Source organism: Luteimonas saliphila (assembly GCF_016774335.1).
GTDB lineage: Bacteria > Pseudomonadota > Gammaproteobacteria > Xanthomonadales > Xanthomonadaceae > Luteimonas > Luteimonas saliphila.
In genome coordinates this window covers 142,822-155,266 of sequence record NZ_JAETWA010000047.1, presented here as the reverse complement: position 1 = coordinate 155,266, position 12,445 = coordinate 142,822, and the positions used below count along the sequence as shown (strand labels likewise).

The following is a 12,445-nucleotide window of genomic DNA, read 5'->3' as shown; positions in this document are numbered from 1 at the left end:
CGGCGGGACTGGCGACCCTCCACGGTCTCCCTGGTGACAATAGCTGAGTGGAACCACCCGATCCCATTCCGAACTCGGAAGTGAAACGCTTACGCGCCGATGGTAGTGTGCATCCGCATGCGAGAGTAGGTCATCGCCAGGGTCTTTACCCAAAACCCCCAGTCTTGCGGCTGGGGGTTTTTCTTTGTGTCATTCGGCACCCGCAAGACGGCTGGGTCCGGGTCGCGCGGCTCGAGCGATGCTGCAGCGACACGATGGCGCAAGGCGGAAGAATGGGTGAGCGTGATGCCGTCGAACCGCAGCGTTCCGACTTCCGGCACTCGGGAGCAGGCGTTCGGCTGTGCTAGCGTTTCGGCTACTTTCTCCGGGAAAACCCAATGGCGAAACTGATTCCGGCGATCGCGTTGCTCGCGGTCGCGATTGGCCTGGCGGGCGGCCTGGCGCACGCGAACGAGGAGGTGGAGGTGTCCGACCCGAACCAGTGGCTGGAAGGCGTCGAGGATCCGGCGGCGCTGGAGTGGGTGAAGGCGCAGAACGCCAAGGCCGAAGCAGGACTGGCCAGCACGCCCGGGTTCAAGCGGCTCGAGGCGGACCTGCTCGCGATCTACGACTCCGACGACAAGATCCCGGACGTCTACAAGCAGGGCGACTGGTACTACAACTTCTGGCGCGACAAGCAGAATCCGCGCGGACTGTGGCGCCGCACCACGCTCGAGGAATACCGCAAGCCCAGGCCTCAGTGGGAAGTGCTGATCGACCTCGATGCGCTGAACGAGGCCGAGGGGGAGAACTGGGTCTGGCACGGCGCCGACTGCCTGCGGCCGAAGCAGGAGGGCGAGGCGTACTCGCGTTGCCTGGTCGCGCTCTCGCGCGGGGGTGCGGACGCGGACGTGACCCGCGAGTTCGACCTTGTGCGCAAGTCGTGGGTCGAGGACGGCTTCTTCCGCGAGGAAGCGAAGGGCGCGCTGGTCTGGATCGATCGCGATACCGTGTACGCGTTCACAGACTTCGGCGAAGGATCGCTCACCAGCTCCGGCTATCCGCGCGTCGTCAAGGAATGGAAGCGCGGCATGCCACTGGCTTCCGCGAAGGTCGTCTACGAGGGCACGCCGGAGGACATGTACATCTCGGCCGGCCACGACCACACCCCCGGCTACGAGCGGGACTTCGTGGTCCGTACCATCGCCTTCTACAACGACGAACTCTACCTGCGCGACGCCGATGGGTCGCTGACCAAGGTCGACGCGCCGAACTCGGCGCAGAAGTCGGTGCAGCGCGAGTGGCTGGGACTGGAACTTCGTGAGCCGTGGACGGTGGGCGACAGGACCTACCAGGCCGGCTCCCTGCTCGCCGCCCGTTTCGACGACTTCATGGCCGGCAAGCGAGCGTTCGACGTGGTGTTCCAGCCGACCGCGACCACCTCGCTCGCCGGCGCCTCCTTCACCAAGAATCACCTGGTGATCAACGTCCTAGACGACGTCAAGAATCGTCTGTTCGTGCTGACGCCGGGTGCGGACGGCTGGACGCAACGTCCGCTCGAGGGCGTGCCGGAACTCGGCACGATCGGCGCGAGCGCGGTGGACAGCGACGAATCCGACGCGTTGTGGCTGACGATCACCGACTACCTCACGCCGACCACCTTGATGCTGGGCGACGCGGGCGAAGGCGCACCGGCACCGGAAGTGCTGAAGACACAGCCCAGGTTCTTCGATGGTTCCAAGCACGTGGTCGAGCAGCATTTCGCCACCTCGAAGGACGGCACCCGCGTGCCGTATTTCCTGGTCCGCCCGAAGGACGCGAAAGCCGACGGCAGCAATCCGACCCTGCTCTACGGCTACGGCGGCTTCGAGGTCTCCCTGACCCCGGGCTATTCCGGCGGCGTCGGCAAGGGCTGGCTGGAGAAGGGCGGCACCTACGCGGTCGCCAACATCCGTGGCGGGGGGGAATACGGGCCGCGCTGGCACCAGGCCGCGCTGAAGGCGAACCGGCACAAGGCCTACGAGGACTTCGCCGCAGTCGCGCAGGACCTGATCGACCGCAAGGTCACCTCTCCCGCGCACCTGGGCATCCGCGGCGGCAGCAACGGCGGCCTGCTCACCGGAAACATGCTGGTGCAGTATCCCGAGCTGTTCGGCGCGATCGTGATCCAGGTGCCGCTGCTCGACATGCAGCGCTACAACCAACTGCTGGCCGGGGCCTCGTGGATGGCCGAATACGGCAACCCGGACGTGCCGGAAGAGTGGGAGTACATCCGTACGTTCTCGCCCTACCACCTGTTCGATCCGTCGAAGCGGTACCCTCCGACCATCCTGCTGACCTCGACCCGCGACGACCGCGTGCACCCCGGCCACGCCCGCAAGATGATGGCGAAGATGCTCGAATCCGGCCAGGACGTGCGCTACTACGAGAACATCGAGGGTGGCCACGGCGGCGCCGCGGACAACCGCCAGGCCGCGCACATGGACGCGCTGTATCTGACCTTCCTGTGGCAACAGCTCGCAAAGCCCTGACCCGATCCGCGTACCGGCGATGCCGGAACGCGGGATCCTCTTCCTTCCGCCGGAATTTCCGCATGAAATCGGCCCTCATCCTCGCGACCACGATCCTGATGACGCTTCCCGCCACCTCCGCCATCGCCGCCGACGCCCCGCCACCCGACGCCGAAAAGCGCCCGCACGTGGTCAAGGCGCCGCATGGCGCCGAACGCGACGACGAGTACTACTGGCTGCGCGACGACGAACGCGAGGACAAGGCGATGCTCGCCTACCTCGGGGCCGAGAACGCCTACGCCGATCGCGTGTTGGCGCCGCTCGAGCCGCTCCAGGACAGGCTGTACGAGGAGATCGTCGGCCGCATCAAGCAGGACGACAGCTCGATTCCCGCGCGCGAGCGCGGCTGGTGGTACTACGCCCGCTACGAGACCGGCAAGGACTACCCGATCCACGCCCGGCGCAAGGACGGCCCGGACGTCGATGCGCTGTCGATCCAGCAGGCCAACGAGCGCGGCGATTTCGCAGGCGAGCAGGTGCTGCTCGACGTCAACGTGCTGGCCGAGGGGAAGGATTACTACGCCGTCGGCGCCTACGAGGTCAGCCAGGACAACAACGTGCTGGCCTGGGCCGACGACACCAACGGCCGTCGCCAGTACACCTTCCGCTTCCGCGACCTCGCCACCGGGAAGGCCTACCCGGAGGAGGTCCGCGGGACGTCCGGCGACCTGGTGTTCGCCGACGACAACCGCACCGTGTTCTACGTCGAGAACGATCCGGAGACGCTGCTCACCAAGCGGGTGAAGCGCCACGTCATCGGTACCGATCCGCAGGACGACGTGGTCGTCTACGAGGAAACGGACGACAGTTTCTACATGGGCATCGACCGCACCCGGGACGACAGGTACATCGTGATCGCGGTCAGCAGCACCGTGTCCGACGAACTGCGCTACGCGTCCGCGGCGGACCCGGCGGCGTTCACCGTACTGGCGGGGCGCGAGCGCGACGTCGAGTACCAGGCCGACCATCTCGACGGGCGCTGGGTGATCCTCACCAATGCCGATGGTGCGAAGAACTTCAAGCTGGTCGAGGCGCCGAGCGGGACGACCTCGCGCAAGGACTGGGCGGACATCGTCGCCCACGACGACGCCGTGTTTCTCGAGACCTTCGAACTGTTCGACGGTTTCATCGCGATCGGCGAGCGTTCCGACGCGCTCGAACGCGTGCGCATCCTGGGCAAGGGCGGCAAGGAAGAATACGTGCAGGCCGACGAGCCGGCGTACTCGATGGGCCTCGCGGCCAACACCGAGCACGACACCACGAAGCTGCGTTACACCTACACCTCCCTGACCACGCCGGCGACGACCTACGAGCTCGACACCGCCACCGGCGAGCGCATCGTGCTCAAGCGGCAGCCGGTGATCGGCTACGATCCGTCGCGGTACGTCACCGAGCGCGTCTGGGCCACCGCCCGCGACGGCGAGAAGATCCCGGTCTCGCTGGTCTACCGCAAGGGGTTCGAGAAGAACGGCAGCGCGGCGATGCTGCAGTACGCCTACGGCAGCTACGGCATGTCGATGGACCCGGGCTTCAGCGTGACCACGGTCAGCCTGCTCGACCGCGGCATGGTCTACGCGCTGGCGCACATCCGCGGCGGCCAGGAACTGGGCCGTCGCTGGTACGACGAGGGCAAGCTGCTCAACAAGATCAATACCTTCACCGACTTCATCGACGTCACCGACCACCTGGTCGCGCAGGGCTACGCGGCGAAGGACCGCGTGGCGGCGTTCGGCGGCAGCGCCGGCGGCCTGCTGATGGGCGCGGTGTCGAACATGGCGCCCGACCGCTACCGGGTGATCCTGTCGCAGGTGCCGTTCGTCGACGTGGTGACGACGATGCTCGATCCGAGCATCCCGCTGACCACCAACGAGTACGACGAGTGGGGCAATCCGGAGCAGCCGCAGTACTACGACTATATGCTGCAGTACTCGCCCTACGACAATCTCAGGCCGCAGGCGTATCCGGCGATGTTCGTCGGCACCGGGCTGTGGGACTCGCAGGTCCAGTACTGGGAGCCGGCGAAGTACGTGGCGCGGCTGCGCGATGTCGACACCGGCGCGGGGCCGCTGGTGTTCCGCACCAACATGGAGGCCGGTCATGGCGGCAAGTCGGGCCGGTTCCGGCGTTACCGAGAGCAGGCGGAGATGTACGCGTTCATGCTCGACCAGCTGGGGCTCGCCGAAAAGTGAGGGCATCCTCCCGGGCGCGGGAGACAGTGGCCAGCGATGGGTCACGATCGCGCCGCGCGGTCGCCCTGCGTTGCGCGGCATGACGGTTCCCGCATGAGCCGCGAGCCGGGCCCGCCGGCGCCCCCCTGCGTGAGGAAGCGCCCGAGGCGCTTCCGGTGGGCCTGGTGGTTGCTCGCCTACGTCAGCCTCGGACTCGGCATCATCGGTGCGTTCCTGCCGGTGATGCCCACCACCGTGTTCGTGCTGATCGCGGCGTGGGCGGCGGCGCGCGGTTCCGATCGCCTGCATCGCTGGCTGCATGCGCATCCGCGCTTCGGCCCGGCGATCCGGGATTGGGAACTGCACGGGGCGGTGAGTCGGCATGCGAAATGGCTGGCGACCTGGGCGATGCTGTTCTCGGCGGCGGTCCTGGTCGCGGTGATGGCGCTGAGCGGCAGCCACCGCTGGTGGATGATCGCGCTGCCGCTCGGCTGCATGGCCACCGTCGGCGCCTGGCTGTGGTGCCGGCCGGAGCCCGAGGCGAGGCGATCGGACGTGGCCGAGGACTGAACCGCCGGGTCGCTGCCGGCGCAGGACCTCGTCGTGCCACGCGCGGCGGGCTACACTTCCGCCATGCGCACATCCACATCGATCCTCGCGCCCCTGGCGCTGCTGCTCGCCTTCAACCTCGCTGCCTGCGGCAACAAGGGGCCGCTGGTGCGACCGAGCGCGGACGTGATCGAGGATGTGGAGGATGTGGAGGATGTCGAGGAGCTCGAACAGTCCTCCGACGACGAGCCGGTCGCGGATCCGGACGAGGCCGCGCCGCCCGAGGACATTCCGGTCGGCGACACCGACGAGGATGCCGGCGTGGATGCGCCGCCGCCCGCGGAACCCGACCACGGCTGAGCCAGGTGGCCGCCTCCGCTCCGCAACCGCGTGTCCGCGAAATGCCGCAGGCAGTGCTGCGTTTCAGCAAGATGCATGGCGCCGGCAACGATTTCGTCGTGCTCGACCTGCGCGACGGCGCGCCGCCACCAGCGCCGGAGTTCTGCCGCGCCCTGGCCGATCGCCATACCGGCGTCGGCTGCGACCAGATCCTGACCATCGAGCCGCCGACCGCCGCGGGCTCGCTGGCGAGCTATCGCATCTGGAACGCCGACGGTTCGCCCTCGGCGCAGTGCGGCAATGGTGCGCGCTGCGTCGCTGCCTGGCTGGTGCGCGACGGCGCGGCTCGCGAGTCGCGTTTCGACCTCGACAGTCCCGCCGCGACCCACGCCGTCGACGTGCTCGGCGATGGCCGCTATCGGGTGGCGATGGGCGTGCCGCGGTTCGATCCGGCGCAGGTGCCGATGGCCGGCGTCGCAAGGCCGCAGGCGCTCTACGAGGCGGTACTCGACGCTGGCGAACGCGTGCGTTTCGGCGCGGTGTCGATGGGCAATCCGCACGCGGTGATCGAGGTCGACGATGTCGACGCGGCGCCGGTGCGCACGCTGGGTCCGGTCCTGCAGGCCTCGCCCATGCTGCCGCAGTCGGCGAACATCGGTTTCGCGCAGGTACTCGATCGCGGCCGCATCCGACTGCGCGTCTTCGAGCGTGGGGTCGGGGAGACACTGGCCTGCGGGAGCGGTGCCTGCGCAGCGGTCGCGGTGCTGGCGCAGCGCGGCCGCGTGGACCGCGAGGTCATGGTCGCGCTTCCGGGCGGAGAGCTTGGGATCGCTTGGCCGGACGACGCGTCGCAGGTCGCGATGAGCGGGCCGGCTGCTTTCGTTTTCGAGGGGGAATGGACCGGATGAGCAATCCCGAGCGCCTCGGCGCACACGAAGTGGCGGCCTGGCTCAGGCGCCAGCCGAAGTTCCTGCAGCAGTTCCCGGACCTGGCGTTGACCCTGGTGGTGCCGCGCGAGGACGGGCCCGCAGCCTCGCTGGCGAGCTACCAGCTCGAGGTGCTGCGGGACAAGAACCGCGAGCTCTCCCGCCGGCTGCACGACCTGTTCGCGATCTCGCAGGAGAACGAGCGGCTCGCCGTGCGCACCCACCAGCTCACCCTGGCGCTGATGCGCCAGCCCGATCGCGCCGGCGTGGTGCGCGCGATGGCGGCGACCCTCGAGGAGGATTTCGCCGGCGACCTCGTGCGCATCGTCCTGTTCGGGGCGGTCGAGGGACTCGGCGGCGAGCCCTGGCTGCAGGTGATCGAACGCGACGAGGCGGTACTGTCGCCCTTCGCCGATGCGCTGAAGGCGGGCGATCCGCTGTGTGGCCGGCTGCATCCGGACAAGCAGGCCCTGCTCTACGGCGCACGCGTCGACGAGGTCCAGTCCAGCGCGCTGCTGGCGCTCGAGGGCACCGGGCTGGTGGCCGTGGGCAGCAGCGGCCCGAACCGCTTCTACCCCGGCATGGGTACGCTGTTCCTGCGGATGATGGGCGAGGCGTTCGAGGTCGCGCTGCGCAGGTTCGATGGCTGACGCGATCGCATCGGCGGTGCCGCGCTCCCGGCACGGATCGGCTTCCGTGGGCGGGGCGTGGCCTGCGGGTGCGCATCCGCTGTCGCCGGTCCGCTGGCCATGATCGACGACTACCTGGCCTACCTGCAGGTCGAACGCCGGGTGTCGCCGCACACGCTCGACGGCTACCGGCGCGATCTCGAAGCCCTGTCGGCATGGACTCGCAAGTCCGCGGACGGTGACGTCGCGGCGTTGCGCGAAGCCGATCTGCGCGCCTTCATCGCCGCCGAGCATCGCCGCGGACTGTCCCCCAAGAGCCTGCAGCGGCGCCTGTCCGCGGTACGCAGCTTCTTCCAGTGGCTGCTCAAGCACGACCGCGTCGCCGCCAATCCCGCCGCCGGCATCCGCGCGCCCAAGGCGCCGCGCAAGCTGCCGCAGGTGCTCGATCCGGACGAGGCGAAGGCGCTGGTGGAAGTGTCGACCGAGGCGCCGCTGGGCCTGCGCGACCGCGCGATGCTCGAGCTGTTCTATTCCTCAGGCCTGCGCGTGAGCGAATTGTGCGCGCTGCGCTGGCGCGACCTGCGCCTCGACGAGGGCCTGGTGACCGTGCTCGGCAAGGGCGGCAGGCAGCGGATCGTGCCGGTCGGTTCGCACGCGCGCGACGCCCTGCGCGAATGGCGCAGCGACAGCGGGGGCGCCGACGAGGCGCCGGTCTTCCCCGGGCGCGGCGGCGGGCCGATCGGCCCGCGCGCGGTCCAGGTACGCATGCGCCTGCTGGCGCAGCGGCAGGGCCTGTTCAAGCGCGTGCACCCGCACCTGCTGCGGCATTCCTTCGCCAGCCACGTGCTCGAATCCTCCGGCGACCTGCGCGGCGTGCAGGAGTTGCTGGGGCATGCCGACATCGCCACCACGCAGATCTACACCCATCTGGATTTCGGCCACCTGGCGAAGGTGTACGACGCCGCGCATCCCAGGGCCAAACGGCGCGATCCGCGCTAGCGGCGATGTCCGGCAGCCCGCCGGCTGCATCTGTTGCGATGTCCGGATCCGGCCAGTATCGATCCGTACGGCCCGGCATGCTGCAGGTCCCGCAACCACAGGACCCGCCATGACCTTCCGCCTGTCCGGGATCGATCCCGCGCCACACGAGGCGCTGTTCGCCCTCGACGATGCCGCCCTGCAGCGTCTCGGCGCGAAACGTTACATCGCCGATCGCGACCGCGGCTTTCCCTGTCGCGCCAGCCTGGAAGACGCAAGGACGGGCGAGGAGCTGCTGTTGCTGTCCTACGAGCACCAGCCCGTGCCGCCATACCGCGCATCAGGCCCGATCTTCCTGCGCCGAGGCGCGTCGAAGCGGGTCCTGTCGCCCGGCATGGTGCCGCCGTACGTGTCGACGCGGCTGATCGCCCTGCGCGCCTACGACGCTGCGCACCTCATGGTCGAGGCGGCGGTCCACGAAGGCGGCGACGTCGCGCGTGCACTCGCGGGGATGTTCGACGACGCGGCCATCGCCTACGTCCACCTGCACAACGCGGCACGCGGGTGCTTCTCCTGCGTCGCCGACCGGGCCTGAGGCGGGGGCGGGGCGAAGCGCCCGGGGGTTGATCGCCGCGACCGCGCCCCCATCCCGGTGAGACCTGCTCCGGAGGCCGCATGGACCCCAGCCAGAATCCAAACGTGTTCCACGCCACCACGATCCTGTCGGTGCGCCGCGACGGCAAGGTGGCCGTTGCCGGCGATGGCCAGGTGACCCTCGGGCACACGGTGATGAAAGGCAACGCGCGCAAGGTGCGCCGGCTCGGCAAGGACGGACAGGTGCTGGCCGGTTTCGCCGGCGCCGCTGCCGACGCCTTCACCCTGTTCGAGCTGTTCGAATCGAAACTGGAAAAGCACGGCCAGCTGCAGCGCGCCGCGGTGGAGATGGCCAAGGACTGGCGCACCGAACGCCGCTTCGGCAAGCTCGAAGCCCTGCTCGCGGTGGCCGACAAGGACACCTCGCTGATCATCAGCGGCACCGGCGACGTGATCGAGCCGGAGGACGGCCTGATCGCGATCGGCTCCGGCGGCTCGTACGCACTCTCCGCAGCGCGCGCGCTGATGGCGCATACGCGACTCGATGCCCGCGCCATCGCCACTGAAGCTCTCGCCATTGCCGGCGAAATCTGCATCTACACCAATCGCAACGTGGTGGTGGAGGAGCTGTAGGCCGGGAATGGGGAATGGGGAATCGCGAAGAGCGATTCGTCCTGCCCATCCCGGTGCATCTTCCCGCTCCGACTCCCGATTTCCCATTCTCCATTCCCTATTCCCTATTCCCTATTCCCCATTCCCCATTCCCCATTCCCCATTCCCCATTCCCCATTCCCCATTCCCCATTCCCCATTCCCCATTCCCATGAGCGAAGCGAATTCCACCATGACCCCGCGCGAGATCGTGCAGGAGCTCGACCGCCACATCATCGGCCAGCAGGCGGCCAAGCGCGCGGTGGCGATCGCGCTGCGCAACCGCTGGCGCCGCGCGCAACTGCCCGACGAGCTGCGCAACGAGGTGATGCCGAAGAACATCCTGATGATTGGCCCCACCGGCGTGGGCAAGACCGAGATCGCGCGCAGGCTGGCGACGCTCGCCAACGCGCCGTTCGTCAAGGTCGAGGCCACGCGGTTCACCGAGGTCGGCTACGTCGGCAAGGACGTCGAGCAGATCATCCGCGACCTCGCCGACACCGCGGTCAAGCTCTATCGCGAACAGGCGAAGAAGAAGGTGCGCACCCAGGCCGAGGAGCGGGCCGAGGACCGGATCCTCGATGCGCTGCTGCCGCGGCGCGACGTGCCGCAGCCCGGGTTCGGGTTCGGCGCGCAGGCCACGGTCGACATCGGCGTGGAACCGTCGGCGAAGGAGTCCGAGACCCGGCAGAAGCTGCGGCGCCAGCTGCGCGCGGGCGAGCTCGACGAACGCGAGATCGAGCTGGAACTGTCGGCGAGCGCCGGGAACCTCGACATCATGACCCCCCCGGGCATGGAGGAGATGGGGCAGCAGTTGCGCCAGATGTTCGCCAACCTTGGCGGCGGCAGGACCCAGGCGCGCAAGCTCACGATCCGTGCGGCGCGTCCGCAGCTGGTCGAAGAGGAGGCGGCGAAGCTGGTCAACGAGGACGACGTGCGCGAGGCGGCGATCGAAGCCTGCGAGCAGCACGGCATCGTGTTCATCGACGAGATCGACAAGGTCGCCAAGCGTGGCGAGGGCGTGGGGGCCGACGTCAGCCGCGAGGGCGTGCAGCGCGACCTGCTGCCGCTGGTGGAAGGCTCGACCGTCAGCACCAAGTACGGTTCGGTCAAGACCGACCACATCCTGTTCATCGCCTCGGGCGCGTTCCATCTGGCCAAGCCGAGCGACCTGATCCCGGAGATGCAGGGGCGCTTCCCGATCCGGGTGGAGCTCGCCGCGCTGAGCAAGGACGACTTCGTCCGGATCCTCACCGAGCCGAAGGCGGCATTGACGAAACAGTACGTCGAGCTGCTCAGAACCGAAGGCGTGATGCTGTCGTTCGCCGACGACGCGGTCGAACGCCTCGCCGAGATCGCCGCGCAGGTCAACGAGCGTCAGGAGAACATCGGCGCCCGGCGCCTGCACACGGTGCTCGAACGACTGCTCGACACGCTCAGTTACGAGGCGCCGGACAAGGACGGCAGCCGCGTGCAGATCGACCGCGGCTACGTCGACGCGCACCTGGGCGAACTGGTGCAGGATCCCGACCTGAGTCGCTACATCCTCTGACGCGCCGCCGCAGGGAACGTGGGTTGGCCGGCCCGGTGCGCCGGCGTGCCGCTGCCCGCCCGTACCGCGCGTGAACACGGTACGCGCCGCCGGCTGACGCGCCACCGGTGCGCGGCCTATGCTCCGGGTCGACCTTGTGCCGGCCAATACCCATGTCCCGATCCTTCCTGCCCGCGGCCGCCGCGACCTTCTTCCTGCTGCTGGTTGCGTCCGCGCCCGCGTCGGCGCGAGAGGTGTCCTGCCGGCTCGACTTCGACATGGCCGGCTGGTCGGCGTTGTACAAGACCGCATCGGGCACGGGCCGGGTCAGTTGCGACAACGGACAGGCGATGGCGGTACGGATCAGCGCGAAAGGCGGCGGCCTGAGCTTCGGCAAGTCCGAGATCCGCGGCGGTCGCGGCGAGTTCTCCGCGGTTCGCGGCATCGGCGAGGTGCTCGGCACCTACGTGGCCGCCGAGGCGCATGCCGGTGCGGTCAAGTCGAGCAAGGCGCAGGCGATGACCAAGGGCGAGGTGTCGCTGGCCCTGGCCGGCACCGGCGAGGGCTGGGACCTGGGCGTGGCATTCGGCGCGTTCACGATCGAGGCGCGCTGAGCGCGTCCGACGGATCCGCGGCCACTTGCGGTCGCCTTTCGCGAGGGCAGCGACCAAGCCCGTACACGGGCGGCCTGACAGCGGCCCGGTGTCAGCCCAGCACCTGGCTTCCGCACCAACGCTCGCCGGGCATCAGCGCGACCGGCTCCAGCACCTTCCCGGCCTCCACGCACACGAACCTGCGGTACTCGCCGGGTGCGAGGTCGCCGATGCGCGCGGCAAGCGCTTCGCCGGGATTCCAGACGATGGCGTCGCTGAAGCCGCGCTGGCCGATCTGCAGGCGATCCACGCCATCGGCCAGGACCAGCGGCGCGACGACGTCGCGGTAGATGCGGTCGACTTCGCCGGCGAACGCGATGGCGTGACCGGACGCGCGATGCAGGGTGCCGCCGTTGGCGCTGTCCTCGTAGTCGCAACCCTGCAGGCCTTGCAGCGACACATGCGCGATGTCCCCGACGCGCAGGTAGGTGTGCAGCGCGGCGGTGAAGGCGAACGGCGCCGCGTCGTGGTTCTGCACTTCCAGGGAAACGGCGAGCCGCATCGCGCGCACCGAGACCTTCAGCCGGCAGGCGAACGCAAACGGCCATTCGGAGGTGCCGGGTCCGTCATCCAGCGCGAACACGGTCTCGTCTCCGTCGACGCCGGCGAACGCCCAGTCCAGCGCGCGGGCGAATCCATGCTTGCGCAACGCGCCGCGCCCCGCGAACTGCGGGAAGATCACGGGGATGCCGCCGCGGATGGCGCTGCCGGGTGCGAAGTTCGCGCGCGCGCCGAGGAACAGGCGCTCCCGACCGTCCGCAGGAATCCACGACAGCACCTGCGCGCCGTGCAGCGCGACGATCGCGGTGGCGCCTTCGTTGCGCAGCCGCAGGCAGGGACTGCCGTGGAAGCGGCAGGGTTCGTGCTGCTGGGACATCC

Annotated in this window: 12 protein-coding genes and 1 rRNA gene; 12 read left to right on the top strand and 1 reads right to left on the bottom strand. The window is 69.0% G+C overall.

The features are described 5' to 3' along the window. The first annotated feature begins 29 nt into the window (after positions 1–29). The 12 genes from rrf to JMO03_RS19075 all read left to right on the top strand — a co-directional run bounded on the left by rrf (position 30) and on the right by JMO03_RS19075 (position 11,527). Positions 30–142: ribosomal RNA gene (gene rrf, locus JMO03_RS19130) — 5S ribosomal RNA — on the top strand. A gap of 235 nt (positions 143–377) precedes the next feature. Further along, positions 378–2,510: a prolyl oligopeptidase family serine peptidase gene (locus JMO03_RS19125; protein ID WP_202845360.1), complete on the top strand. Its 2,133-nt coding sequence runs from the start codon at positions 378–380 to the stop codon at positions 2,508–2,510. 62 nt (positions 2,511–2,572) lie between these two features. Continuing rightward, a complete protein-coding gene (locus JMO03_RS19120) occupies positions 2,573–4,738 on the top strand; it encodes a S9 family peptidase (protein WP_202845359.1) in 2,166 nt (721 codons plus the stop codon). 93 nt (positions 4,739–4,831) lie between these two features. Continuing rightward, complete coding sequence (locus JMO03_RS19115) at positions 4,832–5,287, top strand: YbaN family protein (RefSeq protein WP_202845358.1); 456 nt, start codon at positions 4,832–4,834, stop codon at positions 5,285–5,287. A 63-nt stretch (positions 5,288–5,350) separates the two neighbouring features. Then, a complete protein-coding gene (gene lptM, locus JMO03_RS19110; protein ID WP_202845357.1) occupies positions 5,351–5,626 on the top strand; it encodes an LPS translocon maturation chaperone LptM in 276 nt (91 codons plus the stop codon). A 41-nt stretch (positions 5,627–5,667) separates the two neighbouring features. Further along, positions 5,668–6,513, top strand: a complete 846-nt coding sequence (gene dapF, locus JMO03_RS19105) for a diaminopimelate epimerase (protein ID WP_202845356.1) — start codon at positions 5,668–5,670, stop codon at positions 6,511–6,513. Continuing rightward, positions 6,501–7,181 carry a DUF484 family protein gene (locus tag JMO03_RS19100; protein ID WP_202845355.1) on the top strand — a complete coding sequence of 227 codons (681 nt, stop codon included), beginning with the start codon at positions 6,501–6,503 and terminating at the stop codon, positions 7,179–7,181. The genes dapF and JMO03_RS19100 overlap by 13 nt, the downstream gene beginning before the upstream one ends. A 99-nt stretch (positions 7,182–7,280) precedes the next feature. Next, entirely contained in the window at positions 7,281–8,159 is an 879-nt protein-coding gene (gene xerC / locus JMO03_RS19095) for a tyrosine recombinase XerC (RefSeq protein ID WP_202845354.1), read from the top strand. Between the two features lie 109 nt (positions 8,160–8,268). Continuing rightward, positions 8,269–8,733, top strand: coding sequence for a DUF1203 domain-containing protein (locus tag JMO03_RS19090; protein ID WP_202845353.1), 465 nt, complete (start codon positions 8,269–8,271; stop codon positions 8,731–8,733). 80 nt (positions 8,734–8,813) lie between these two features. Beyond that, on the top strand, positions 8,814–9,365 hold the full coding sequence (hslV, locus tag JMO03_RS19085; protein ID WP_202845352.1) for an ATP-dependent protease subunit HslV: 552 nt from the start codon (positions 8,814–8,816) through the stop codon (positions 9,363–9,365). Between the two features lie 189 nt (positions 9,366–9,554). Continuing rightward, the gene (gene hslU, locus JMO03_RS19080; protein WP_238346337.1) at positions 9,555–10,934 is read left to right on the top strand and encodes an ATP-dependent protease ATPase subunit HslU; all 1,380 of its coding nucleotides are present in this window, start codon (positions 9,555–9,557) and stop codon (positions 10,932–10,934) included. A 152-nt stretch (positions 10,935–11,086) separates the two neighbouring features. After that, a complete protein-coding gene (locus JMO03_RS19075; RefSeq protein WP_202845351.1) occupies positions 11,087–11,527 on the top strand; it encodes a hypothetical protein in 441 nt (146 codons plus the stop codon). 91 nt (positions 11,528–11,618) lie between these two features. Here the strand turns inward: JMO03_RS19075 and JMO03_RS19070 are convergent, their stop codons facing one another. Next, complete coding sequence (locus JMO03_RS19070; protein ID WP_202845350.1) at positions 11,619–12,443, bottom strand: D-hexose-6-phosphate mutarotase; 825 nt, start codon at positions 12,441–12,443, stop codon at positions 11,619–11,621. Between the last annotated feature and the right edge of the window lie 2 nt (positions 12,444–12,445).